The sequence below is a fragment of the Aquimarina discodermiae genome, from assembly GCF_040786235.1.
Lineage (GTDB): Bacteria > Bacteroidota > Bacteroidia > Flavobacteriales > Flavobacteriaceae > Aquimarina.
Genome location: NZ_JBFMKP010000020.1, coordinates 16,529 through 43,052 on the forward strand (window position 1 = coordinate 16,529; position 26,524 = coordinate 43,052).

Here is a 26,524-nt window from a genome sequence, read left to right on the forward strand (position 1 = left end):
ATGAGAATAGAAGGTATCCCTTTCTAAAAAAATGAATGTTAAAATAAGTTTAGATGAATAAAAACTTTATGTTGATTTATTGTTACCTCCTTTTATTTTCGTTCTAAGATTTTATATTCTTCGTAACACTCACTAATTGCATCAAGAATTTGAAGATCGTTGGCAAATTTTATAAAATCAGCAGAATAATTACAGTTGCGCAGAATCTCATCAATATCCATACGTTCTACTTGTAACAAAGCCATTAACGTAGCACGATCAAACTTTGTTTCAAGTAAATTTCTAATCTCATCATCTTTCTTCATTTTACGCAACTTTCTTAGCTCTTTAGAGCGTTTACTAAACATATTGTATAAAAAGTCCGCAGGGTTAAAAATAGCGCCTAAAACCTTGTTAACAGCCCCAGGTTGTTTGTTACCTCCTTCGTATCCAGAATCAAGTCCAGAGATGCTGTATCGATAGTTATTATACACAGGTATTTTCTTGGCGTCAATTTCAAGATAACCAGTAAGCTGAACCTCTGAAACAACAACTTTTTCTAGCGCAATACCTAATTCGGTCATTTTAATTTTGACATCACCGTATTTTATCCAATCATTTGTGACTCTTATACGCAAAGGTTTATAACCAATATAGCTAAAATATAAGGTGTCATTTACCTTGGCCGGAATGCTAAAATCTCCTTTTTTATTAGTAATAGTACCACTAACTTGGCTAAGGTTAACAATATGTACACTTTCCAGTTTTTGGTCCGTAGCAGCATTTAGTACTTTTCCAGATACAACATCCACAGGGGCTTCGTCTTGAGCATTAATTGTGATACTTACTATTAATACTATGTAAAATAATATTCTTTTCATGTACATATTATGACGCTTAATTTTCTACAAAGTGACATAAAAACTAATAAATGTTTTTACTCACTGTGGTATTTTAGAAAAACGATGAATCAATATATTGATATTTTAAGATTTACTTATCTAATAATATTATCTACGATCACTACGTTTTCTTCGGTCTCTTCTTCTATTCCCGCTTTCATTCCCTTTGTTATCCTTGTTGTCGAAACGTTTTCTTCCTTTAGGTTTAAAACCATCGCTTCTTCTTTTTCCTTTAAAACTATTATCACCACCATCACGACGACGTCTACCGCCACCTCTACGTCCAGAATCTTTAGAAATTTCGACGTTTACTTTTCGTCCTTCCATTCTAAAGTCTTCAAAAATCTGAAGAACACGTTCCTGATGTTCTGTAGACGTGTTAAAGAAAGAAAAGCTTTCTTTAACATCTACTCGACTTAAAGAATCACTACCAATTTCAAGAACTTCTTTCAAGAAATCTTTTAGTGTCATCCAATCAAACCCATCTTTTTCTCCTACATTAATAAAGTAACGGGTGCTACCATTATTGCTATAGTCGTTTCCTTGTTCATTGGATACATTAAGATCTCTTGCCTTTTTGTAATAATTATGGAAACGAGAAAATTCTACCGAGAAGAACTTTTTGATTAATTCTTCTTTAGAAAATTCCTTAAGAACTTCATTAATTGAAGGTAAATAACTATCAATCTCGTGGTTTATTTCGGCCTTTCTTATATCATTGGCTAAATGAAAAAGTTGTACTTGACATATTTCTTCTCCACTAGGAATTTCTTTTTTCTCAAAACTCTTCTTAATAATACGTTCTACCGATTTAATCTTTCTAATTTCACTTTTAGAAACAATCACCATAGAGACACCACTCTTACCTGCACGACCTGTTCGTCCACTTCGGTGGGTATAGGTTTCAATTTCGTCGGGTAATTGGTAATTAATTACATGAGTAACATCATCAACATCAATTCCTCTGGCAGCAACATCGGTAGCTACTAACATTTGTATTTGTCGGTTTCTAAAGCTTTTCATTACCAGATCACGCTGATTTTGACTTAGATCCCCATGCAATGCTGCAGCATTATAACCATCTTCGATAAGGTTCTCTGCAACTTTTTGCGTATCTCTTTTTGTACGACAAAATATTACCGAAAATATATCTGGATTGGCATCTGCTAATCTTTTTAAAGCAGCGTATCTATCTCGAGAATTAACAACATAATATTCGTGAGATACGTTTTTTGATCCTGTGTTTTTATGTCCTACAGTTATTTCTACCGGTTCGTGCATAAACCGTTTGGCTATGGTAGATACCTCTTTTGGCATGGTAGCAGAAAATAACCAGGTACTTTTTTCATTAGGAGTATGAGAAAGAATAGAATTAATATCTTCATAAAATCCCATATTTAGCATTTCATCAGCTTCATCCAGTACGCAATAACCGATATTGGTGATGTCCACCATTTTACGATTAATCATATCTTGCATTCGTCCAGGAGTTGCCACAACGATTTGAGCTCCTCTTTTTATTTGCTTTGCCTGATCTGTAATACTGGCTCCACCATAAATTGCAACGGTATGTAATCCCGGTACAAACTTAGAATAGTTTTTTAACTCGTTTGTGATTTGCAAGCAAAGCTCACGAGTAGGAGAAAGTATTAATCCCTGCGTAATCCTGCTAGAACTATCAACTTTTTCGATTAACGGAAAACCAAAAGCTGCTGTTTTTCCTGTACCAGTTTGTGCCAAAGCAACAATGTCGGTATCTTCATTGAGCAAAATAGGAATTGCCTTTTCTTGTACTTCACTCGGGGTTTCGAAACCCATTTCATTCACTGCCTTTACAATGGCATCACCAAGGCCTAATGCTTCAAATTTGTTCATATAGCTAAAATAAGCCGCAAATGTACGTTTTATTATCTGTCTATTATAATAACAAGGTATTAATTATGATGTTTGCTATAAGGATTGTTTTAAAAAAGAAGGAATTTTACTAAATTTTTGATTTAAAAATAAGAAAGAAACATATTACTTTTTGATAATTTTTATCTCAAAAAGTTTGTCCCAGTTTTTTCCTGTTACAAATAGCTGTTTTGTATCTTCTTTATAGGCAATACCATTTAGGACATCTAATTCCTGATGTTGAGATACTTTTTCTCTTAGCCCAGAAAGGTTTATTACAGCCTCCAATGCACCATTCTTTGGATTAATAATAGCAATACCATCTTTTTGCCATGTATTTGCATAGATTTTACCATCTACCCACTCTAATTCATTAAATTTTGATTTAACACTTTTATTAGTTGTAATTTCTATATACTCCTTTTCTGCAAGCGTTTGTGAGTCCAAAACCCATATTTTTTCGGTACCATCACTTTTATATATATAAGTACCATCATTGCACAGTCCCCATCCTTCTTTACTTTTATTATAGGCAAAACTTCCTGTTTTTTCTAGTGATGACAAATCATAAATAAACCCTTCTCGAGAGGTCCATGTTAATTGATATATCTTATGGTTCAAAATGGTTATTCCTTCTGCAAAGTAAGCATCAGGAACTTTTTTTTGTAGTAATATTTTACCTGTTTTATAATCTAATTTTCTTAATGAGGATTTTCCATTTTTACCCGTGCTTTCATATAGCGTGTCCCCTACAAATTCTAGACCTTGAGTAAAAGCATTTTTGTCGTGAGGGTAAGTAGCTACTATTTCGTAAGAAAATAGTTTAGGTGCAATATTGTTTAGTAAAGTTATTTTTTTACTAATAGTATCGATAGTACCATCATAAAATACTTGCGCTGTTAGTATATGTTTCCCTAATTTTTCCTCATCTATCTTTTCTTCTAAATCAAAATTACTTTTTGAAGCAATTTTTTTTGAATCCAACACATAAGTTACAGAATCAATTTGAATGTTTTGAGTGTTACTAATACTAGCTTTTATGGTTTCACCAAGCTTAAATTTGGTTTGATTATTAACAATATTGATAGAAAAATATTTTTTTCTTTGATCTTGATTGCTTCTGCAAGAAAAGAAGAATGTGCTTAATATAATGATGATTAATAAGTTATGTGTTTTCATTAGGGTTGTTATAATTTAAAGCAAGATATTTATTTTAATTGGGTTTAAAAAATCATTGTTTTATCTCTTAAAGATTGTATCTTTGCAGCGGCAAGTCCTACACAACTAGCTCCTGTTGAATCCTCCAGGGCGGGAACGCAGCAAAGGTAGACGGTTGTAGCGGTGTGATGTAGGTAGCTTGCCTTTTTTTGTGCCTAAAAGTTACTTTCCTAGAACTAATCTTACTCCAAAATTATACGCTACCCAAGAAAATTGTTAATTACTAATCTTTGGTTTTTCTAAAACCGTAAATTAGTTGTTGAATAAAATTTTTAGGAATGTTTTCGTCTCCCGGAAATCCAATTTCTATAGTCCCGCTATCTTCTGGAATGTGCTGAGTTTTAAAAATATAATCCCAAATGCTTAGACTTATTCCAAAATTAACGCCATAAGACCCTTTTGGAAGTTCATAAGAGTGATGATATAAATGCATTACTGGATTGTTAATAAGATATTTTAAAGGACCCCAGGTAATCTTAACGTTAGCATGATTTAAATGCCCAATAATAATAGCGATAAAATGAACTATGTATGCGTGTTCAGGTTCAAAACCTCCAAGTAGCATAACTCCTATAGTTTTTAGAGGCTTATAAAAAATGTTTTCCATCCAATGATAGCGTAAATGAGCTGCAAATCCCATTTCTTTAACAGAGTGGTGTATTTTGTGAAATTTCCATAGAAAAGGGAACTTGTGAAGTGCTATATGAGTAACCCATTGTACAAAATCCAAAATGATAAAAAATAGAACTAATTGTAACCAGTTAGAAAGAGAAGAAAGATTAATTAGTACAAAAAATTGTGAAGAGATTCCTGTTTCTTTAAATAATATCTCTAAAACTTTATACACTCCATTTATAGCAACGGCAAAAATGAAAAAGTTAAAAAACATATAGAATGCATCTAACCAAAAATCTTTTCTAAGTATTGATTGATTTTTTCTCCAGGGAAACATAATTTCTAGTCCCCATATAAGAAGGGATATCACGATAAGTCCCCAAAAGTAGTTCAGATACCATGGAACTTCGAAAAGTATAGATTTCCAGATCCATTGTACATTTCCTATAAAAGAATTGACAAATGCTGTTGTGTAGTTTTCCATGCTTATATAGTCATTATAAATATTTAAAAATAACACCTCAATCGGTGTTTTTGATTTTGGAAGTATGTGGTAGTTAAAAATACCACTATAGAATCAATTTGACAAGATGGTTTAAAAAAGTGCTCTCGTCGTATTTAATAGCATAAAATTAACCATTAGATTACCTTAAAAAGAAACTTTTATTCGCCGTTGTCGACCTAAATAGTGATTGTGGAAAAAACATATTCATTTGGGGTTATTCCCCTTAAATTGGTGTTAAAAAATACTTGTATAATTTCTATTAGTAATACATTTGATCGTAGGGAAACTAAGTATTTTATAGAATTTTCAATAACACAAACTTAACACTAGAGTTAGTATTCTAAAGGCTTTTGTATGGCTTATAATAATGTATACTAAACTTACTAATTAATGATTTGCAAAAAAAAGATTAATCACGTAAATCACACAACAAATTATGAATTTAAAAAGAGTGTCAAGTAGTCGGTTTTTAACCTTTAGTATTGGTTTGGTCTATCTTTGGTTTGGGGTATTAAAATATTTTCCTAATACCAGTCATGCAGAAAAATTAGCCAAGAATACTATAGATATTTTAACGTTTGGGTTAGTACCCCCTGATGTATCCATTATTTTATTGGCAATATCAGAAACCATCATTGGTTTATTATTAATTTTTAATATTCGAAGACAGCTTACAATTAGTTTAGCACTTATACATATGCTATTTACTTTTGCGCCTTTGTTTTTGTTTCCAGAGGAATCATTTTCTAATTCTCCTCTCGTATTTACATTGCTAGGACAATATATTTTCAAAAACATTATCATTATTGGAGCTTTATTAACCTTGTATAAGTTTCCTGAAGCATTGAGAGTAAGATTAAAAAGTTTATAGTATACTGTATTGAATGATTACAGGTCATAGCAGTAAACTTTTTAATAAGAATGCCATGTTTATTTTAAACATGGCATTCTTATTATTAAACTTGTTTAATAACAAATATGTGACCTAATAGAAATAGCTTTATTCGTCATCACTTTTAAATAATAGCTTATAAATTTTAGAAACAGCCCAATTTCCGATCGGAAAATATAAAGCAAAAAACAAAGCCATTCCCAAACTAAAGTTTCTGATATTAAAAAACTGATCTAGGATATTATTAGGGTATGCATATGAAGTTTTAAGAGCATACCCCCCAAATTCTAATAATCCCATGGCAACCAAACCATAAGCGTATTGCATATGAAATGGTAAACCTCTTAATAACAAAGAAATGGGGATCATATATAAGATATAACAGGTAATTACTTGCCACCAAAAAGTAAATTTTGCTATTTGCATGGTAGCACCAAATTCATTCATCCCCATTCCCCAACTAAAATAAATCAGAATGTATATAAGAATTAGTTTTTTGTCTACGTTAAATTTTGATTTGGCATAGGATATAAATTCTTTCATGTGTTTACGATATTTTTTTAGATGTTACATAGCACTCACCAAACAATCATTTTTGTTGTGTATAAAAACTTTGATATGGTTTGTTTCATGGTGTCTGATTTAATTTTGGATAGAAACTAATCCATAGTTTCCATGATGTGAAATTGAAAAAGAGAGTGTTAATATTTGATCGTTTTGATATAACGAAGGAACTCCTGCAGCGTTCTTTTTTAGTGCTAACGTATCAAAAAGTGTTTTATGACGATTACTAATAGTAGATTTTAGGTTATGATAAGTTGCTTGTCGTTGATTGAGTCTTGATGTCGAATTAATTTTGAAACATGAAGTTGAGTTATTTTGAATTGTTTTTGTGGTTGCAATCGAGTAGATGTATTGGGGAGTTGTTACAGATGTTGTGAGGTACTTTGTGCTATCAAAACATACCATTCCATTGGTTTTACTTTGTATGAAACATTCGAATTTTTGAGGAGCAAAAAAACGTTTAGAATGTTGCTGAACATGAATTTTATAGGCACTTTCTTTCATGCTCCACAATCGCCAAACTACTTGAAAATAATTTTTACTGGATAGAATAAGGTTTTGTTCTGAAGCAGTAAATATCTTTTGTAAAAAACCTTTTCGTTGCCAGTCACTTTCTTGGGCAGCCAACTGTAAATCTATTATATCATTACCGATCATTTTTGATTTAATTTGTTGGTAATAATATCTATTGCGGCTTTTACCGATAGCATCTTTTCCATAGAATCGTTATCGATCTCGATGTCAAATTTATCTTCTACATCCAAAACAACATCTACAAGATTGGCAGAGTTAATCTTCAAATCATTAATAAAGTCGGTTTCCTCTGTTAGGTTATTAAATGCTTCTTCATCCTGGATATATGGTTTTACAATTGTTTTTAACGATGGTATTAATTCTTCTTTGGTCATTTTTATATTCTATAGTTATTATGAATCAAATTTTTTAAAAAGTACACAGGCATTTACATCACCAAAACCAAAACTTGCTTTGGCAATAATTTTTAGAGGTTTAGAAATCAATTTATCGGATAGCTTATTGCTATTGATCATGGTAGAAATTTCTGGATGAATATCTTCGCAGTTAACTGTCGGAAATATAAAACCTTGGCTTAATTGTAGTACAGAAGATACACTTTCTATAGAACCTGCAGCCGCAAGACAATGTCCAATCATAGATTTTAAGGATTGGATATGAGGAAAATTAGTACCTTTTAATTGCAATGCTTTTGTCCAACTTTCTATTTCTTGTGCATCCTTTGATGTAGCTGTTAAGTGACCATTTATTAAGTCAATTTCGTGGGCAATTACCTCAGAGTTTTTTAGTGCATCTTTTATACATTGTACTACCGCTTTGGGGTTAGGAGCTGTCATAGTTCCTCCGTTTTTTTGTCCTCCAGAGTTGATGGCTCCTCCCAAAACTTCTGCATATATAGTTGCTCCTCTTTTTTTGGCACTTTCTAACGATTCTAGTACCATTGCACCAGCACCACTACCAGGCACAAAACCAGATGCCGAAACACTCATAGGTCGGGACCCTTTTTCTGGTGTATTATTGTGCTTATAGGTCATTACGCGCATAGCATCAAAGCCGCCCCAAAGATAAGGGCCATGATCGCTACAACTACCAACTAGCATACGTTTTGCTTTACCAGATTGAATGCGATCGAATCCCATTATAATAGCTTCGGTACCCGTACTACATGCCGATGAGTTGGTAGTAACCTGGTTTCCCAAACCTAACATACCTCCAAGATATGCGCTTATACCACTAGCCATTGTTTGCGCAACAACTGTGCTTCCTAATCGTTTTACCTTCTTGTCATCTAATTTGTAGATTGCTTCTCTAAATTTTTCTACACCAGAGGTTCCTGTACCAAAAATGGTTCCGCTATCAAAGTCTACATCAGTTACATCTGTTTCTGATCCTGCATCTTTCCAGGCATCGATACCTGCAATACAGCCGTATAGAATACCCGAACTATTAAAATTACGTAATTGTAGTGATGTGAAATAGTGCTCTTTAAGTTCTTCAGTAATTTTTGGAATTCCACCGATACAACAAGAAAAGCCAAGCTCTTCCAGCTCTTTGTAAAATTGAATACCCGATGTACCATTTTTAATGGCATTGGTAAAGGAGGAAAGACCTATCCCATTTGGAGCAACAACCCCCATACCTGTTATAACAACTCTTTTCTTATCCATATTATTTAATCATGCCAGCGATATACCCTCTGCATACCAATGCTTCTTTTTCATTGAATAATTTTACATGACATTTTAATTTATTAAACCTGAAATATTCTTTTTCTGAAACCACTGTTACTTTTTCGTTAGGGAAAACAGGTAAGAAAAAATCAACACTATTAGACGTAAGTGCTATTGAAGGTTTGTATTGCTTTTCTATAGTATCTTTCATTAAATATATACCGAGACAAACTACTCCAATTTGCGCCATAATTTCGGTTAAAATTACACCTGGAGTAATGGGGTTATTCTTAAAGTGGCCTTTATAAAAGTATTCATCTTTTTTTAAAGTATAAGAGCCTTTAATATTATTTTCTGATACGGTTTCGATTGCATCCACAAATAAGAAAGGCGCCTGATAGGGGAGTAGAGATATAATTTCTGTTGTTTCCATAATTAACTTAAATGCTCACCTCCATCAACAGGTATCGTAGTACCATTTATCCATGCTGCTTCTTTTGTACATAAAAGATAAACAACATTAGCAATATCATTGGGCTGTGTGAGTCTATGATATGGATTTCTTTTTATAGAATGCTCTATGATCTGATCACTCCCCGGTATCCTTCTTAATGATTGGGTATCTGTAACACCCGCCTGAATACAGTTTGCTTTAATTCCATATGGAGCAAACTCGAGGGCAATATTTCGTGTAATTGCTTCTAAGGTTACTTTGGCGGCAGAAACGGCTGCATAATGTTGCCAGGCCTTGGTGTTACCTTCACTAGTAAAACTGATGATTCGAGTATCATTAGCAAACAATTTTGCTTCGAACAAGTCGACAGCCCAATCATATAGACTAATAGCCATCGCATTAATGGTTAATCGAAAGTCGTCGTTAAGCAACGTGTTTTTAGAATCAGAAACCATCGGTTTTAGATTACCTTTGGCAATGCTATGTATCAAAACATTGATCTTAGCATTCTTACCTAATATTTCTTTTAAGTCCAAAATTACCTCGGTACGTTTTTCTTTATTAGTTGCATCTATATTAAAGGATATAAACGATACATTACGTTTTTTTATTTGCTCAAATTCCTGAGCAATATGATTGAGTTCTGTTTTTCGGTTTCTATGAATTATACATATGTTGTAGCCATGTTGTGCTAGTTTTTGTGCACTGGCAAGGCCCAATCCGCTAGATCCTCCCAAAATAATAGCCCAATTATTGTGTGTTGTATCTTTTACCATTCTATTAATGTTCGTTGTGCAGAAAATCCCGGGCCAAAACTTAATAGTAACCCTTTATCACCAGTTGCTGGTTTTTTATCCATAAACCGTTCTAATACATATAATACAGTGGCACTAGACATATTTCCATACAATTTAAGGATTTCTTTGGTGTCGTCTATATTTTTACCAAGGGATCCAAAAAGTTCTTCTATGGTTTGTACTATTTTTTTTCCGCCTGGATGAAAAATTAAATGATTAATGTCTTCAATCGTTAGGTTGTTTTTCTCTAAAAAGGGGTGTACAATATTTGGAAAATGACTAGCAATGGTTTCTGGTACCGATTTATCTAATATCATTTGAAGGCCTGTATTACGTAGTTGGAATCCCATCATGTGTTCTGCATTATAAAAATGATACATAGCTTCGTCTATAATTTTAGGGCCTTGGTCATTTTCATGAGAAGAAACAATCATCGCTGCAGCTCCATCTCCAAAAATTGCAGCACTCACAATGTTTACCATAGAGAAGTCTTCTAACTGAAAAGTTGCAGTAGGCGATTCTACTGCTATTACAGCAGCTCGTTTATTGGGGTTAGATTTTAAAAAGTTTTTTGCATAAATCATCCCCGATACCCCTGCGGCGCACCCCATTTCGGTTACCGGCAATCGCACGATATCCTGTCGCATATCCAGATTATTTATTAAATAAGCATCTAATGAAGGAATCATAATCCCGGTACAACTTACAGTAATGATATAATCCAGGTCTTGTGGCTTTAATTGCGCTTTTGTGAGTGCTTTGGTCAAAGCATTTTGGGCAAGTGTAATAGACTCTCTTTTATAAATTTCATTTTTTTCTTCAAAAGAAGTGTTCAGAAAAACCTCATGAGCATCCATAATAGAGTATCGTCGATCCACTCCCGCATTTTCGAATATTTTTAATACTTTACGTTGAAAACGTTTTTCTTGTCCTTCTAACCAAACTTTTATATAAGGAAGAATTTCTTTTGTAGACCGACTATATTGTGGTAGTTGCTTAGCAACAGAAACTATTTTTACACTCATTTATTTTTTTATTATCCATTGATAGCGAAAAGCCCATTTCCACTTAATGTTGCTTCTTTCTTCGAATTGAGTCGCTATTTGTTGCAATTCCTTTTTTTTGAATCCTCTTAAAATTGATACTAACCCATCATTTTTCACCATTGGGTTCTTGATAAAAATGCATATTAGTTTGAATAGGTAATACGCTACAGGATGTCTATGTAAATCATTAATAACGATACCTAACTGTACTTTTTTTAAAAGTACAGTTATTACATTTTCAATTTCAGTGGTTGTAAAATGATGAAAGAATAATGTAGACAATATGATGTCACAAGATAGTCCATCAAAATTATCAGATAAAATGTCCTGATTTATGTAACTTATTTCGGGATATTCTTTTGATAAATCCCGAGCATATTTCAACGTATATTCATTGGCATCTATTCCTATCAATTTACAGGGTTGTTTTCTTTTCTTACACAAACGAGCTACAGCTCTTAGCATATCACCATTTCCGCATCCCAAATCTACAATAACGACTGTTTTTTTTTCAGGTTGTTTCGGGAGTATTTTTTTTATTCCGTTTAAGGTTATATTATTACCTCCCAATAATTTGTTGATGGTAGCGATTTGATCCAGCGTATTTTTTAAAACTTCACCGGTTAAGGCAAAGTCATCCATGATTTCAGAACAATCACTTCGTTGTTTTGTGTTTATCATAGACTTGTTAAGGGTTTTAAGGGTTTGCCATGCGTACGCTTTATAATCAATGGCAACAACCAAGGCATTATTTTTAGTCCCCATATTACAAGCTCAGAAAAAACATTTATTCTAAACAATACTGCCAAAATTCGACCCATTTTTAATCGTTGTCCAAATTCTTTTTCCCAGGCTAGAGTATATTTTTTTTCTAGGGTTTGCCTAGATATCGCTTTATTATTAAAATACTCTAATATAAGCGTTGATAGTATTTGTGCGGCATGAATTGCCATTCCCATACCGTTACCGCATAATGGATGAATCATACCTGCAGTATCTCCACACATTAATATATGTTGCTCTATAAGATTTTTTGATGAAAATGAAATTTGACTAATGCTTATCGGTTTAGAAAATACAACTTCTGTGTTTTTAAGAAGTTTTTTTAGATGTATATTTTGACATAATACCTGATCCTGAAAGTCATCAATGTTTTTATACTTTTTAAACGATTTATAAGTAGTAATGTAGCATATATTGATATGATTGTTTTCAATTTTTGAAACCCCGCAATATCCTCCTTTGAAATTATGAAGCCCAACCAAATCTTCGGGAAAATCTCCTTTATAATGCCCTTTTATAGCTAAGTACGGAGAATCGTTTTGAATAAATGTTCGTTTCAATTTAACATCTATGTTTGCACGTTTACCATACGCTCCAATAGCTATTCTAGAGGTGTGGATTTCATTATTTTTGGTATAAACAAAAAATGTATCCTTCTTAAATTCTATGTTAACAACAGTATCAATACTAATAGTAACTCCATTTTTGATTGCGTTCTTAGCCAATTCATGATCCAGAGTATATCGGCTAATGCTAAAACCTCCTAGGGGTAAATTGGCTTGTATACTATTACTTTTAGTACTACTTAGATCAATTTTTTTTATTTTTTTGGCGTCAAAAGTATCTGGGATAAAGCCAATGGATTCTAGATATGGTAATACTTCATTAGAAACATATTCACCACATACTTTATGATTTGGATAGGTGTTTTTTTCTATAACAAGTACCTGCAATCCTTTTTTAGAAAGGTGAATGGCACTTACCAAACCAGCAAGACCCCCACCAATTATTATTACCTGATTTTTATCGTTATGTTCTGTCAAATTATGAACGAGTTGCAATGTATACTACATTTATTTTTACGATATCAGACATTACCCAACTTTTCTTTCCTACGTTGTAATCTCTTCTATTCAGTTCGAAGTATGAAGTTAATGTTACAGAAGAACCATTTTCTGATAATTGTAATGGTATTGTAACCGTTTTGGTGGTATTCTTTATGGTGAGTTGTGCAGTTAAGAGATAGGTGCTTTCTGTTTTCTTTTTTATAGAAGTAGATTTCAATTGTATTTCTGGGTAGGTATTACTGTCAAAATAATCTTTTTCAGACAAGCTTTTGTTTCTTGTTTTGTTTCCTGTGTCTATAGAACTTACTTTTATAGTAGCGTTCAAATAACTATCATTTAGTGCGTTGATATTAAAGTTACTTTCGATTTTGATATCAGAAAAGTGTCCATCAACGTTTAGTCCTAGATTTTTAATTTTAAAGTTGACAGTAGTCTTAGATATGTTTTGGGATAGATTTTGCGCATTAAGGGAGAATGCACAAATAAACAAAACCAGAGAAAAAAGAGTTGTTTTTATCATCATTTGTGTCCTTTAGTCCTACAATTTAGTCTAAAATTACAGATTAGTAAAAAATAAAGTGGGATTCTCGTCAAAGAGCCCCCAAATTATTTTTTTATAAATGACTTTTTAGTTGAACGTAACTTTATTGTTGATATAACTAAACTATTCTGTTAGGATGAGATATTTTGTTCTATTTTTTGTATAAAATAAGACGGTTTAACTCCCATTTTCTTCAAAAATGCCTGAGAGAAAGATACAGGATTGCTAAAGCCTGCAATTTCTGATATAGCTTTGACTGTATATTGTCTTATTGTTTGATCACTCTTAATCTTTTCTACGACATACGATATTCTTAATTCATTAATATAATCTGTAAATTTCTTTTTCTCATAATGATTGATATATAGTGATAAGTATTTTCCATTAGTATTCATTTTTTTTGCTAGTACACTAATCGAAATTTTCTTTTGTAAATACTCTTGCTTCAAAATAAAAGTGGTTAATTCTTTCTCTATTTTACGAATTGTTTTTTTAGATAATATTTCTGTTACAATGATCTCTGCTTCTATATTACATTTTTGCGAGGTGCCCTTAGTATTAATGAAATCCTCAAGCTTTTGTTGGTGATTTTTTCTAAGATCGTAATTTCTATATAATAATGATATAAGAATAGCTATTAAGAAGATAAAAACCATATTTCCTGTTTTTGCATGAAGGATATTAGAAATGTTTAGGTTTTCATTTGTGTTTTTTTGTAGAGTAGTATGTAATTTGTAAAAGTCATTTACAGTTTTATGACTTATGAGTTGTTGATTTATAGTTAAAGTATTATCATAAATATACTCTTTGTTATCATAAAATAATGGTTTTGTTTTTATCATATTTTTTGGGACTTGAGCCTGATATTATTGTTGATATATTTACGACTACAGTTGTTAAACATTGTTTTTTGATGTTAACTTTTGCCGAAAACAAACGTATCAAAATCAACTTTTTTTCAGGTTTTAATACCTTAAAATTGAACAAAATCGGACTTATTTATGTTATTTTTTGATATATGAACCTTACGAGAGATTATCTAAAATTATTTTTTTAATATCATTAAGAGTAGTTGGACAAGGTAACCTCTTCTATGTTTGTGAAATTTTTTTGATAGTTATTAAATGTAAAAAAATATACAAGAATAAAGTTGTGCAAACTACTAAAGTGAAGTAAATGGTAATGACTACAAAACAATCTTAATAAGCAAAATTAACATATTTATAAAAACACTCTATAATTCAACAATAGTATATCAGTTGTTTCACTAATTGTTTTTAAGGGTGCTTTGTTTCATCAATTATTTGTAGTTTTTTTGCTTTAAATTAACAATTGGTTTGTCTTGGAGGTAGCCTTAGATTTTATTTTGTATTTGGGTTTTTTTATCAACGTTCTGATACTTTACCTTCTTTTTAAGAATAGAGAGAACGGGTTTCATAAAAAGGTACTCTTTGTTATTTTTTTATGGATATTGCTAGCCGTCGTTTGTTTCTATGGTTTTTTTCATAGGAACGGAATACTATTTTTTAGTACTTTCATATTTGAGGATTCTTTGACAGTTTTTATTGGTCCGTTGTTGCTGTTGTATGTTAAATCTGTTTTTTTGCCATCTCATAACTTGTTGAAAGACAATATGAAGAACTTTGTTTTTCCGTTGTTGTATATATTCTTATTTTCGATCCCGATATGGTTTTTTTTCTATAAAGAAGAATATGTTTTTAGTTATATAGAGGTATTTCAGGATTATATATCATTAATGATCCTATATTCTTTGTTCTATTGTCTTTTAGCATTAAAACTTTTGTACAAAGTAGAACATGTTATAAAGCATTATTATTCTAATAATGATATTGTGAATGTAGGGTGGATAAAGAGGATACTACTAGGTATTATTGTTGTGATTTGTATAGATGTTCTTTTTACTATAATAGAATTAATTATGGGAGAACTGGCTTTTGATGTATTGTATTTTACTGTTACAGGGGTAATTTTTGTTATTACACATCTAGGGTATTACGGAATTACGCAATCAAGGGTTTTGCTTCCTGTTTTTTTATTAAAAAACAATACACCTGAACAAAATGAAGATAGTGTTATTATTTCGCCAGATAAAAAAGAAAAAGAGCAATCACAATATGATGAATCAGAAATGAAGGGTTTGGTTGTATTGCTAAACGACGTAATGAATCATCAAAAACCATATTTAGACCCCGATGTATCATTGTCATCATTGGCAGATGTATTGAACATCAAAGAAAAAATGCTTTCTTCATTACTTAATAAGTATATAGACAAGTCTTTTTACACCTATATAAATGAGTATAGGGTTAATGAAGTAAAAGAAAAGTTAAGTGACCCGGCAAATCATCATCTTAAAATGATGACCATTGCCTATGACTGTGGCTTTAATTCGAAAACTAGTTTTAACCGTATTTTTAAAAATACCGTAGGAATTTCTCCTTCTCAGTTTAAAATAAACATTATTGAAAGATAAGAACTACAACGATAAGCAGTCGATGGGATAAATCTATTACATACTAATTTTGCTATGGATGAGTTTTAGTTTTTTGATAAAAAACACCATGTGGATAAGAGAAAATTTGGGTATGTTTGAATTAATAGAGTATATGTTTTTGTATAAAAGAGAGAGAATAAAGCTTTTGTTTCATTTTTGTTGATAGCAACACATTAATTAAATTAGTATTGGAGTTAGTATTAGATTTTGTTTTTTGGTTAGGGTTCTTTAGTAATTTAGTGATTCTGTACCTTTTCTTAAAGAAGAAAGAAAAGGGGTATCATAAGAAAATCCTTTTTGTTATTTTTTCTATAATTCTGTTTACGCTGGTTTATTTTTATGCCATTTTGCATAAGTACCAGTTACTTTATCGCATTACTTTTATAGTAGAAGATGCAGCAGCTACTTTAATAGGACCTTTATTATTATTATATGTAAAATCTATTTTTTTACCCTCCAAAAAATTGTTTCAAAAAAGTGCTATATATTTTGTAGTTCCTTTTTTATATTTCATTTTTTTTACGATGCCTTACTCTATTTCAATGTTTAGAGAAGAAGGATATATTTTCGAATATTTAAATAGTTGTGATGATTATATCCCTATTATAGATATCTATTCTGTAATCTGTTGTTTTATTTCTCTTAAAGTTCTGAATAAAGCACAACATATTATTTTGCATTACCATTCTAATACCGATAGTGTTCATTTGGGATGGATAAAAAAAATGTTGATCGGTGCTTTATCTATTGTAGGGGTCGATATTCTTTTTACTATAGGAGAGTTGATTTGGGGAGCCTTATCCTGGAATAGTTTTTATTTGATCGCTACTGGGATCGTTTTTGTATTAGTATACCTGGGATATCACGGATTGATGCAATCTCGAGTACTGGTCCCCAACTTTTTGTTTGATAAACATAATTCTATAGAAGAAGATAGAAAAGAACCAGTAATTAGTATAGAAGAAAACGAAGAGAAAACACAACCATTCTATAATGAAACAGAGGTGCAAGATCTAAAGCAATTGCTGATACATCTTATGGAAAATGAAAAACCTTTTCTTGATCCCGATTTATCGTTACGATCATTGGCTAAATTGCTAGAGGTTAAAGAAAAGAAGTTGTCTGCATTTTTAAATCAATATTTAGATATTTCTTTTTATACCTATATTAATGAATATAGGGTTAATGAAGTAAAAGAAAAGCTAAGCGACCCGGCAAATAATCATCTTAAAATATTAGCTATTGCCTATGACTGTGGTTTTAATTCGAAAACGAGTTTTAATCGTATTTTTAAAAATACAGTAGGTACTTCTCCCTCTTTATATAAGAAACAATTTTTGTAAAAATGGGTGCCAATGCTTCCATTGGTACGATAATTAGTTTTAAGAACCTTTTTTTGTAGAGAATTTAAGAGAAGGAGAGTGTTCTTAAATTCAGAAATATAGGGTAAGGGAGTATTTTATTACTTCGCGGTGGTAGAGAACTATATGGGGTAGGTTTCATCACTAGTACAAAACAAGCTTTATATTTTATCATAGTTCTCTATCTAAATCCTATGGTAGGGTAATCTAGAATTGGGATAGAGAAAATATAAGAAGAGGCTGCCTAAATGTTTTTAGACAGCCTCTTTTTGTAGCGAGAGGGGGGCACGATCCCCCGACCTCCGGGTTATGAATCCGACGCTCTAACCAACTGAGCTACCTCGCCATTTAAATAAAATCTCCTAAAAAAGAATACTAAATTTTAATAGTATCGCTTAGGAGGGTGCAAATATAAAAACAAAATGTATTGTTACAAACAATTCTTACTATTTTAATTTTTTTTTCATTGTCCTTTTAAAGTAGCTAATTAATCTATATATTGGCTTACCAACAATTAATGATATGTCTGAAAAAACAAAATATGAACTAGAGTTTGTGGTACAGTCGTCACCACAATTACTATATCAATATATATCAACACCTTCTGGGCTTTCTGAGTGGTTTGCCGATAACGTAAATTCTAGAGGAGAACTGTTTACTTTTATTTGGGATGATTCTGAAGAAGAAGCAAAGCTTTTAAGTAGAAAGAGCGGGGAAAGAATTAAGTTTAGATGGTTGGCTGATGAAGAGGATGGGAACGATTATTTCTTTGAAATACGTATTCAAGTAGACGAAATTACCAAAGATGTTTCTTTGATGATTACTGATTATTCTGAAGATGATGAAATAGATGAAAATAAAATGCTTTGGGATAACATGATCAGTAACCTAAAACATGTATTAGGTTCGGCATAATTCCGTATTTTTGCACTTCAAATTTTATAAATCCATAAACGTATAGTTTTATGGAGTTTTTTTTATGATTAATAGTAACGGAAAATTAGTAAAGGACAAAGAGGCAGTAATCGCTATAAACAATAGAGGATATGCCTATGGAGATGCGTTGTTTGAAACGATCAGAGTTAATTCGGGAAGCATATTATTTTGGGAAGATCATTATTTTAGACTAATGGCTTCGATGCGTATTCTTAGGATGCAAATTCCTATGCAGTTCACCCCAGAGTTTCTTGAAGAAGAAATTCTAAGCATGGTAGAAAAAAATGAGTTAACAAATGCAACAGCCAGAGTAAAATTAATTGTTAATAGAGTTTCGGGTGGTTTATATACTCCCGATTCTAATGAAGTTGAATATACAATAGTAGTTTCTTCAATATCATCTGGGTTTTATACCATTTCTGATCAGAAACATGAGGTCACTTTGTTTAAAGATCATTATGTAGTAGCAGACCTATTATCAACCTTAAAATCGAATAACAGGATTATAAATATTCTAGGAGGTATTTTTGCAAAAGAAAACTCCTTTGAAAATTGTTTGCTGTTAAACTCAAATAAAATGGTTGTAGAAGCTCTGAACGGAAATTTATTTTTGGTGAAAGGTAGTACTATAAAAACTCCGCCCTTATCCGATGGTTGTTTAAGAGGTGTGCTAAGAACTCAATTGTTAAAAATCCTGAAGAAATTACCAGATTATGAGGTAGAGGAAGCTTCTATTTCTCCATTCGAACTACAAAAAGCAGATGAATTATTTATTACAAATGTTGTAACCGGTATACAACCTATCACAAAGTTTAGAAAAAAAGAATACGATACTGTGATAAGTAAAAGGATATTAGGTGCGCTAAATGCTAGAATACGACTGGGAGACTAATTATAAGTAGGATTTTCTGGAGCATTTGACCAGAGGATATAATCACCACCAAGTTCTATCATTTTTTCTTTCCAGAAAGAATTGTAAGATTTTCCGATAATATTCTTTTTGTAATTGTTTTCTACGATAACCCAGGAGTTAGCTTCTAATTCTTGGTTTAATTGTTGAGAGTCCCACCCAGAGTACCCCAAGAAAAATCGAATTTCATTAGCGGTAATTCTATTTTGAGCGATGAGTTGAGAAACAATGGTAAAATCCCCTCCCCAATATATGCCACCAGATATTTCTACGCTATTAGGTATTAAATCGGGTCTTTTATGAATAAAATATAGATTATCTTGTTCTACGGGTCCTCCATTATAAATTTTAAATTCGAATTCTATTTCTGGAATAAGGTCAGAAAGAAAATAATCAAGCGGTTTATTCATGATAAAACCAATAGAGCCTTGATCGCTATGATCAGCCAAAAGAACAACCGAACGATTAAAAGATACATCTCCAATTATAGATGGCTCGGCAATTAATAAATGTCCTTTTGATGGTTGAAGTGATATCATATTAGTTACTTTACTTATCTTAAAGCTAAATAATTATTTCTAATAATCAAAGGAGTTGAGTGGTTTTTTGACAAAACACTACAAAAAAAAACTCCCAGAAATGGGAGTTTCTAAATAATATTGAAAAAGTACTGATTAGTTTACTGAGTTTGATAAATCAGTACCAGCTTTAAACTTAACAACGTTTTTAGCAGCGATTTTAATCGTTTTACCTGTTTGAGGGTTTCTACCTTCTCTTGCAGCTCTTTGAGATACTGACCAAGATCCAAAACCAACTAAAGAAATACGGTCTCCTTTTTTAAGAGAACCTTCTACATTTCCTAAGAAAGATTCTAAGGCTTTTTTAGCCGCTGCTTTAGTGATTCCAGCGTCAGCTGCCATTGCATCGATTAATTCTGTTTTGTTCATAATTCTGTTTTTAAATTAATTGTTGGTTAAACCAATCTTTATATTAAACGCTCTACAAATTTATACGGATTTATGATTCATGCAAGTATTACCCCTGTAAATACAGGGATTTGTTGATAACTCAATACGATTGTTAATAAACATTGGTGTTTTGTATTGATTATGAATCCCTTGCTATAGCTGGTCTTAGCTCATTTTTGCATCTCTATAAAAGACATACCCATTTAATAAAGCTTTCGAATCCATTGCTTTTTTTCCTGGAAGTTGGAGTTTATTAACTATTATGAAACCATTTTTAACGGCTACTTTTATAGTGGCGTCTTCAACAACAACTTTACCAATCTCTAGGCTATGAGGTTCTTCAATGGGAATGGTGTCATATATTTTGACATTTTCAGAAGTATTATTGTTATGTAGTGTACACCATGAAGAAGGATAAGGGGATAAGCCTCTTATTAGATTGTGAATGGTGTACATGTCCTCTGACCAGTTGATTTTGGTGTTCTCTTTGTTTAGTTTGTATGCAGTCTTAAGATTTTGAGTATTAGGCTGCGGTGTAACCACCACAGCATCATTTTCTATAGCTTTTAAAGTTTCTATAACCAACCCAGCTCCTTCTGTCATTAATCTGTCATGCAGTTCACCTGCACTATCTGTATTTTCGATTACAACTTCTTTTTGCAAGATCACGTGACCAGTATCTATTTTTTCATCAATAAAAAATGTTGTGATTCCGGTCTTTTTTTCGCCATTAATAATAGCCCAATTTATTGGAGCGGCACCTCTATAGTCTGGTAACAAAGATGCATGTAAATTAAAAGTACCATACGCAGGCATGTCCCAGACAATTTTAGGTAGCATTCTAAAGGCAACTACGATTTGTAGATTTGCATTTAGTGTTTTTAATTCTGCTATAAAACTTTCATCCTTTAAATTTGTGGGTTGTAGAATGGGAATGTGTTTGGACAATGCATATTCCTTAACCGCAGATGCTTTTAGTTTTCTTCCTCTTCCAGCAGGCCTATCGGGTGCTGTAATGACTCCAACTACATGATATTCGTTTTGTATAATTGTTTTTAAAGTTTCTACGGCAAAGTCAGGAGTTCCCATAAAAAGAATTCGTAAATCTCTCATTGTTTTATACTAGTTGGTAGTTATTATCGTAATTAATTTTTATAATTTGATGTTCATTCATTTCGCGAAGTACTTTAAGTACTAATTCTTCAGAATAAGGTAACGCCGAAAGCAAATCACGAGAAGATAAATTTTTGGTTTTTAATAATTCTATGATACTTTCTTTAATATCGTCTAGATTAACGGTGCCTGTTTTATTGTTTCTTGATTCGCAATAATCACAAATTCCGCAATCGCTAGTGTCGTTTTCTCCAAAATAATGCAGCAGTTGTCTACTTCGACACGTATGGTTATCATTTGTAAATTCGAGAATAGCTTCTATCTTTTTTACCTTAGAAGCATTTTGCTTGGTAAGATGATGTTTTATGCGGTTAATTGTATGCTCATCTTCTCTGGGTACCAAAAATATAATATCTGCATCAGATATTTGATGTGTAAACTCTAATAAATCAACTTTTTTTAACTGTTCTAGGGTTTGTACTATTCTAGTCTCAGATTGATTGGTTTTAGAAGCTATTTGTGATATGTTGATAACCGTTTCTTCATCAAAAACACCACCATAAGTTCTTAGAATTGCCTTGATGATTAATTGATGTTCTTTATGATTTTCAAGAAAGTTCAAAAGTTGATTTCCAGAAGTAGTTATGTGTACACTTGTTTTTTTGGTGAATCGTTGCATAAAACGTATTACTCCGCAGCGATCAAGAAATTGTAAAGTGGCATATGTAGTAAGCGTATGTAAATTGTAGATTGCACAAAAATTGGTGAAAGAGAAGTCAAATTTTGTTTGTTCTCCTTCGCCATACGGAATCTGAAAATAGTTACATAGTTTTCTGTAAACCAACTTTACCATATCGATATCGGGCAATACTTTAATAAACTGATTGCGTAAACGATAATGGTCATTTTCGTTTTTTAATAAAAATGTAAACGAAGGTTTTCCATCTCTTCCTGCTCTTCCAGCTTCCTGAAAATAGCTCTCGATGCTTTCAGGAATGGTGTAATGAATAACCGTACGAACATTTGATTTGTCGATGCCCATTCCAAAAGCATTGGTAGCTACCATTACTCTGATTTCTTCTTGCATCCACCGTTTAAAACGTTTCGTTTTTTCGTTAGAGTCAACACCTCCATGGTAGTACGTTGCGGTATAACCGTTTGTAGTAAGGAAATTACTTATTTCTATAGCAGATTTTCTATTGCGAACATAGACTATAGAGGTTCCTGGATAGGTGTTTAAAATTCGTATCAGTGAATAGTTTTTGTCATCTGCATGTTCGACCCTATACCCAAGATTTGATCTGAAAAAAGATTGCCTAAATACTTTAGGTTGAAAAAGATCTAATTCGGTAATAATATCCTCTACGACCTCTGGAGTAGCAGATGCAGTAAGCGCAATAATAGGAACAGAAGGGTGAATGTTTCTGAGGATTTCAATTTTTTTATAAGAAGGTCTGAAATCATTTCCCCATTGAGAAATACAATGTGCTTCATCGACAGCGATTAGATTAATATTCATCTTTCTTAATCGTTCTTGTACAATGTCCTGTTGAAGCCGTTCTGGAGATAGATACAAAAATTTATAATTGCCATAAATGCAATTATCCAGCAAGGCATCTAATTCGGCATATTTTATTCCGCTAGGTAAAGCAATCGATTTTATATTTTTATTTGACAAGTGTTGTACCTGGTCTTGCATCAGGGCTATTAGTGGAGAGATAACGATACAAATTCCTTCTTTAAGCAAGGCTGGAACTTGAAAACATATCGATTTTCCACCTCCTGTTGGTAGCAATGCAAAAACATCTTCGCCTTCAAGAACAGTATTGATAACCTCTTCCTGTAATGGTTTAAAGGTGTTATGATTCCAGTACTGCTGTAATATTTTAATAGGCGGATTTATCAAATTACACTATGTTTTGAATGATAAAATTGAATCTATTTTCAATACTTCCAAAGGGTACTTCATGACATTTGTACCCAAATTTTTCATACATCATGACCAAATGATTATGTATTTCTTGTGCTTGTTCAAAACTTTCATACCTGCCAATGTCTTCTACATAGATTTCTTTCCAGGGGGGTAAAAGAAAAACTTGATCGTATTTGTTTTCTTTACAGGCATCTGTAAAGAGTTTGTCGATAGGTTGATCAAAATACCTCATGTAGGCTAATACATCAGGGATACCTCTATCGTAAAATATAAGAGTATCTTCTTGAGATAATCCTTTTTTAAATTGATCAATTCGGCCATTAAGAATCATACTATTAAATTGATATGGATCAGATACCGAGATAATAGGATTAGAGTCGATCACATTGTTTTTAAGTATTTCTTTTGTCATATCTCGTATGATTTCATGAAAACAGAAAAAATCAGATGCTTCTAATTTATTAATGATCGATGTTTTACCTGTACCGGGACCTCCTGTAATTACGATTCTTTTCTTTGCCAAAGGAATAATTTTACTACAAATCTCGTAATTATAAAGGGATTTATGAAATCTTGACTCAATGAAGTATAAAGGTCTGTTAAAGTTGGATGATGAAAATGTTTTTTTAGTACCTTCCTGAAGGATAGCTGTTCTTACTGAAATTAATTATAAAAAATAAACTCATGCCAATTTATAATCTAAAAATTAATGGTCAGTCTCATAGTGTTGAGGCAGATCAGGATACTCCTCTTTTATGGGTGTTAAGAGATCATCTTGATATGGTAGGTACCAAATTTGGTTGTGGTGTAGGGCAATGTGGTGCATGTACAATACATGTAGATGATTCTGCAACAAGAAGTTGTTTGCTAAAAGTATCGATGGTAGAAGATATGGAAATTACAACTATAGAAGGATTGTCTAAAGAAGGTACTCATCCGGTGCAACAAGCCTGGAAAGAGATAGATGTACCACAATGTGGATATTGTCAAGCTGGGCAGATCATGTCTGCGGTAGCTTTCCTAAAACAAAATCCTAAACCGGATACTTCAGAAATAAGAGATGCAATGAGTGGTAATATCTGCAGATGTGCGTCTTATAATAGAATAGAAGCAGCAGTAGCACTTGCAGCAACGAAAACCAATTAACCCTTTTTAATTTTTAGAACATGAAAGATGTAATAACACCTTCAATAAGCAGAAGGTCTTTTATAAAAACCTCGGCATTGGCAGGAGGAGGGATGCTAATAGGGTTCAATTTGTTTCAGGCATGCAAACCAGAAGTAACCCCGCCAGTAGATATTTCTAAATTAAATTTTAACGATTTTAATGCATTTATAAAGATTGCAGACAATGGAATGGTTACTATTTTTTCACCTAATCCAGAAATTGGACAAGGAGTAAAAACCTCGATGCCCATGCTAATTGCAGAAGAATTAGATGTTCTCTGGGATCGTGTTATAGTAGCACAAGGAGCTTTGGATACCAAAAACTTTACAAGACAGGTAGCAGGAGGAAGTCAATCTTTAAGGCAAGGTTGGGAGCCATTAAGGCAAACAGGGGCCACCGCTAGACAAATGCTTATTAATGCGGCAGCTGCAAAATGGAGTGTAAACCCATCAGAGTGTACAACAAATAATGGAGTAATTTCAAACGCAAATGGAGATACATTAGGATATGGTGATGTGGTTAAAACAGCGGCAACGCTAGAAATTCCAGAAAATGTCACTCTAAAAGATCCAAAAGATTTTAAAATCATAGGCAAAGATATTCCCAATGTAGATGTAGAAAAGATCATTACAGGAGCATCACTTTATGGGATGGATTATAAGGAAGAAGGAATGTTGTATGCATCTGTGTTAAGGCCACCAGCTTTTGGGCAAAAACTTGCATCCTGTGATGATACAGAAGCAACTGTGATAGATGGAGTTCATAGTGTTGTTAAGTTTGGAGATAAAATAGCAGTACTGGCAAAAGATACATGGACTGCCATGAAAGGTAAAAAAGCTTTAAAAACAAGTTGGACTACCGATACCAAATTAGAAAGTACAGAAGGTATTGAAAAAGCACTTACAGACCTTCTTAATGGAGATAAATTTGAAACATTACGTGCAGATGGAAATGTGAAGAAGGCTTTTGCACAAGCTGATAAAGTGATCGAGAGAGTATATGAGTCTCCTTTTTTACCACACAATTGCATGGAGCCAATGAACTTTTTTGCAGAGGTTACATCGGATAAGGTACGATTAGTAGGCCCTATACAAACTCCTGCTGGCACCGCAAGAAGAGTTGCTAGATTATTAGAACGTGATCCAGAAGAGGTGTCAGTAGAAATGACCAGAATGGGAGGTGGCTTTGGTAGGCGATTATATGGTGATTTTGCGCTAGAAGCGGCAGAAATATCAAAAATATCCCAAAAGCCAATCAAGGTAGTGTATTCTAGAGAGGATGATATGTCTGCAGGTATATATCGTCCTGCTATCAAATATAAAATTAGTGCCTCTATAAAAGATGGTGCTATTACCGGGTACCATCTTACAGAAGCTTCTGTAAACTCGAATATGTATGGGTTAATACCTAATTTTTTTCCGGCAGGTGCCATAGAAAATTACCAGGTAGACGTGGCAAATTATAATAGTAAGATTACCACAGGAGCCTGGAGAGCTCCCTATACCAATTTTTTATCTTTTGCAGAGCAAAGTTTTTTTGATGAACTGGCAGAAGTATTAGAAGTTGATACTATAAAACTTCGTTTGGATTTATTGCAAAAAGTGAAAGGAACCACCGATGAAAGGATTCAATATTCTCCAGAGCGATTAGAAAATGTGATTAAAGTTGCTGTTGATAAATCAGGATGGGGTAATGCAAAAAGCGGAGTTTATCAAGGTTTTAGTGCGTACTATTGTCATAATACTCATGTTGCAGAGGTTGCCGAGGTAGTTCTTCAAAACGATGCTCCGATAGTAAAAAAAGTGATTTGTGTTGTAGATTGTGGAGTCGTAGTAAATCCTTTGGGGGCAAAAAACCAAATTGAGGGCGGTGTAATTGATGGGGTAGGACATGCAATGTATGGCGACTTTTCTTTTAAAGAAGGAGTGCCACAGGATCAAAACTTTACTACGTATAGACTTATACGTGCTAATGAAGCACCACTCGTAGAAACGTATTTTGTAGATAGCGATATTGCTCCTACAGGATTAGGTGAGCCCACATTGCCACCAGCAGGCGGAGCTGTAGCTAACGCCATTAAAGCTGCAAAAGGCATACGAATATATAAGCAACCATTTATTAAAAATATGGATACAAAAGCACCTTTAGGATAAAGAGGAGT

27 protein-coding genes, 1 tRNA gene and 1 other RNA gene are annotated in these 26,524 nt (G+C 32.7%); 8 read left to right on the top strand and 21 right to left on the bottom strand.

The annotated features are described in order from the left end of the window. Positions 1-92: 92 nt before the first annotated feature. From ABW636_RS13860 to ABW636_RS13870, 3 genes are all read right to left on the bottom strand, one after another. Positions 93-860: a carboxypeptidase-like regulatory domain-containing protein gene (locus ABW636_RS13860; RefSeq protein WP_367590653.1), complete on the bottom strand. Its 768-nt coding sequence runs from the start codon at positions 858-860 to the stop codon at positions 93-95. 129 nt (positions 861-989) lie between these two features. Next, entirely contained in the window at positions 990-2,756 is a 1,767-nt protein-coding gene (locus tag ABW636_RS13865) for a DEAD/DEAH box helicase (protein WP_367590654.1), read from the bottom strand. Between the two features lie 144 nt (positions 2,757-2,900). Continuing rightward, complete coding sequence (locus ABW636_RS13870) at positions 2,901-3,953, bottom strand: glutaminyl-peptide cyclotransferase (protein ID WP_367590655.1); 1,053 nt, start codon at positions 3,951-3,953, stop codon at positions 2,901-2,903. A gap of 88 nt (positions 3,954-4,041) precedes the next feature. On the opposite strand from ABW636_RS13870, the gene ffs reads away from it, so the two are divergent. Next, an RNA gene (gene ffs / locus ABW636_RS13875) (signal recognition particle sRNA small type) lies at positions 4,042-4,140 on the top strand. Positions 4,141-4,215: 75 nt separating this feature from the next. Here the strand turns inward: ffs and ABW636_RS13880 are convergent. Then, on the bottom strand, positions 4,216-5,091 hold the full coding sequence (locus ABW636_RS13880; RefSeq protein WP_367590656.1) for a sterol desaturase family protein: 876 nt from the start codon (positions 5,089-5,091) through the stop codon (positions 4,216-4,218). A 457-nt stretch (positions 5,092-5,548) separates the two neighbouring features. Here ABW636_RS13880 and ABW636_RS13885 point away from each other — a divergent pair, with 457 nt between their 5' ends. Then, on the top strand, positions 5,549-5,983 hold the full coding sequence (locus tag ABW636_RS13885; RefSeq protein ID WP_367590657.1) for a doxx family protein: 435 nt from the start codon (positions 5,549-5,551) through the stop codon (positions 5,981-5,983). 129 nt (positions 5,984-6,112) lie between these two features. Here ABW636_RS13885 and ABW636_RS13890 read toward each other — a convergent pair whose 3' ends face one another. The 11 genes from ABW636_RS13890 to ABW636_RS13940 all read right to left on the bottom strand — a co-directional run bounded on the left by ABW636_RS13890 (position 6,113) and on the right by ABW636_RS13940 (position 14,302). Next, entirely contained in the window at positions 6,113-6,547 is a 435-nt protein-coding gene (locus ABW636_RS13890) for a hypothetical protein (RefSeq protein ID WP_367590658.1), read from the bottom strand. Positions 6,548-6,646: 99 nt separating this feature from the next. After that, a complete protein-coding gene (locus tag ABW636_RS13895) occupies positions 6,647-7,225 on the bottom strand; it encodes a 4'-phosphopantetheinyl transferase family protein (RefSeq protein WP_367590659.1) in 579 nt (192 codons plus the stop codon). After that, positions 7,222-7,476: an acyl carrier protein gene (locus ABW636_RS13900; RefSeq protein ID WP_367590660.1), complete on the bottom strand. Its 255-nt coding sequence runs from the start codon at positions 7,474-7,476 to the stop codon at positions 7,222-7,224. Before ABW636_RS13900 ends, ABW636_RS13895 begins: the two co-directional genes overlap by 4 nt. 18 nt (positions 7,477-7,494) lie before the next feature. Further along, positions 7,495-8,769 carry a beta-ketoacyl-[acyl-carrier-protein] synthase family protein gene (locus ABW636_RS13905; protein ID WP_367590661.1) on the bottom strand — a complete coding sequence of 425 codons (1,275 nt, stop codon included), beginning with the start codon at positions 8,767-8,769 and terminating at the stop codon, positions 7,495-7,497. 1 nt (position 8,770) lies between these two features. Next, complete coding sequence (locus ABW636_RS13910) at positions 8,771-9,205, bottom strand: 3-hydroxyacyl-ACP dehydratase FabZ family protein (protein WP_367590662.1); 435 nt, start codon at positions 9,203-9,205, stop codon at positions 8,771-8,773. A gap of 2 nt (positions 9,206-9,207) precedes the next feature. After that, positions 9,208-10,002 carry an SDR family oxidoreductase gene (locus tag ABW636_RS13915; RefSeq protein WP_367590663.1) on the bottom strand — a complete coding sequence of 265 codons (795 nt, stop codon included), beginning with the start codon at positions 10,000-10,002 and terminating at the stop codon, positions 9,208-9,210. After that, a complete protein-coding gene (locus ABW636_RS13920; RefSeq protein ID WP_367590664.1) occupies positions 9,996-11,048 on the bottom strand; it encodes a type III polyketide synthase in 1,053 nt (350 codons plus the stop codon). The genes ABW636_RS13915 and ABW636_RS13920 overlap by 7 nt, the downstream gene beginning before the upstream one ends. Beyond that, complete coding sequence (locus ABW636_RS13925) at positions 11,049-11,750, bottom strand: methyltransferase domain-containing protein (RefSeq protein ID WP_367590665.1); 702 nt, start codon at positions 11,748-11,750, stop codon at positions 11,049-11,051. It lies immediately after the preceding gene. Next, the gene (locus ABW636_RS13930; RefSeq protein ID WP_367590666.1) at positions 11,747-12,895 is read right to left on the bottom strand and encodes an NAD(P)/FAD-dependent oxidoreductase; all 1,149 of its coding nucleotides are present in this window, start codon (positions 12,893-12,895) and stop codon (positions 11,747-11,749) included. The genes ABW636_RS13925 and ABW636_RS13930 overlap by 4 nt, the downstream gene beginning before the upstream one ends. Position 12,896: 1 nt before the next feature. Then, positions 12,897-13,442, bottom strand: a complete 546-nt coding sequence (locus ABW636_RS13935; protein ID WP_367590667.1) for a YceI family protein — start codon at positions 13,440-13,442, stop codon at positions 12,897-12,899. A 149-nt stretch (positions 13,443-13,591) separates the two neighbouring features. Further along, positions 13,592-14,302: a helix-turn-helix domain-containing protein gene (locus tag ABW636_RS13940; protein WP_367590668.1), complete on the bottom strand. Its 711-nt coding sequence runs from the start codon at positions 14,300-14,302 to the stop codon at positions 13,592-13,594. A 791-nt stretch (positions 14,303-15,093) separates the two neighbouring features. On the opposite strand from ABW636_RS13940, the gene ABW636_RS13945 reads away from it, so the two are divergent. Then, positions 15,094-15,954, top strand: coding sequence for a helix-turn-helix domain-containing protein (locus ABW636_RS13945; protein WP_367590669.1), 861 nt, complete (start codon positions 15,094-15,096; stop codon positions 15,952-15,954). Positions 15,955-16,517: 563 nt separating this feature from the next. After that, on the top strand, positions 16,518-17,318 hold the full coding sequence (locus ABW636_RS13950) for a helix-turn-helix domain-containing protein (protein ID WP_367590670.1): 801 nt from the start codon (positions 16,518-16,520) through the stop codon (positions 17,316-17,318). Between the two features lie 290 nt (positions 17,319-17,608). Here the strand turns inward: ABW636_RS13950 and ABW636_RS13955 are convergent. Further along, positions 17,609-17,682, bottom strand: a tRNA-Met gene (locus ABW636_RS13955). A gap of 176 nt (positions 17,683-17,858) precedes the next feature. Between ABW636_RS13955 and ABW636_RS13960 the strand changes: the two genes are divergently transcribed. Then, positions 17,859-18,251, top strand: coding sequence for an START-like domain-containing protein (locus tag ABW636_RS13960; RefSeq protein ID WP_367590671.1), 393 nt, complete (start codon positions 17,859-17,861; stop codon positions 18,249-18,251). Positions 18,252-18,315: 64 nt separating this feature from the next. Beyond that, positions 18,316-19,164 (top strand): aminotransferase class IV, encoded by an 849-nt coding sequence (locus ABW636_RS13965; protein ID WP_367590673.1) that lies wholly within the window; start codon positions 18,316-18,318, stop codon positions 19,162-19,164. Here ABW636_RS13965 and ABW636_RS13970 read toward each other — a convergent pair. From ABW636_RS13970 to ABW636_RS13990, 5 genes are all read right to left on the bottom strand, one after another. Continuing rightward, positions 19,161-19,721, bottom strand: a complete 561-nt coding sequence (locus tag ABW636_RS13970; RefSeq protein WP_367590674.1) for a YqgE/AlgH family protein — start codon at positions 19,719-19,721, stop codon at positions 19,161-19,163. The two genes, ABW636_RS13965 and ABW636_RS13970, sit on opposite strands and share 4 nt — an antisense overlap. A gap of 135 nt (positions 19,722-19,856) precedes the next feature. Continuing rightward, on the bottom strand, positions 19,857-20,129 hold the full coding sequence (locus ABW636_RS13975) for an HU family DNA-binding protein (protein ID WP_367590675.1): 273 nt from the start codon (positions 20,127-20,129) through the stop codon (positions 19,857-19,859). Between the two features lie 186 nt (positions 20,130-20,315). Next, the gene (gene fmt, locus ABW636_RS13980) at positions 20,316-21,263 is read right to left on the bottom strand and encodes a methionyl-tRNA formyltransferase (RefSeq protein WP_367590676.1); all 948 of its coding nucleotides are present in this window, start codon (positions 21,261-21,263) and stop codon (positions 20,316-20,318) included. A gap of 4 nt (positions 21,264-21,267) precedes the next feature. Continuing rightward, the gene (locus tag ABW636_RS13985; RefSeq protein ID WP_367590678.1) at positions 21,268-23,169 is read right to left on the bottom strand and encodes a RecQ family ATP-dependent DNA helicase; all 1,902 of its coding nucleotides are present in this window, start codon (positions 23,167-23,169) and stop codon (positions 21,268-21,270) included. 1 nt (position 23,170) lies between these two features. After that, on the bottom strand, positions 23,171-23,719 hold the full coding sequence (locus tag ABW636_RS13990; protein WP_367590680.1) for an AAA family ATPase: 549 nt from the start codon (positions 23,717-23,719) through the stop codon (positions 23,171-23,173). Between the two features lie 161 nt (positions 23,720-23,880). Here ABW636_RS13990 and ABW636_RS13995 point away from each other — a divergent pair, with 161 nt between their 5' ends. Then, the gene (locus ABW636_RS13995; RefSeq protein WP_367590682.1) at positions 23,881-24,342 is read left to right on the top strand and encodes a (2Fe-2S)-binding protein; all 462 of its coding nucleotides are present in this window, start codon (positions 23,881-23,883) and stop codon (positions 24,340-24,342) included. Positions 24,343-24,362: 20 nt separating this feature from the next. Continuing rightward, positions 24,363-26,516: a xanthine dehydrogenase family protein molybdopterin-binding subunit gene (locus tag ABW636_RS14000; RefSeq protein WP_367590683.1), complete on the top strand. Its 2,154-nt coding sequence runs from the start codon at positions 24,363-24,365 to the stop codon at positions 26,514-26,516. Positions 26,517-26,524: the final 8 nt, after the last annotated feature.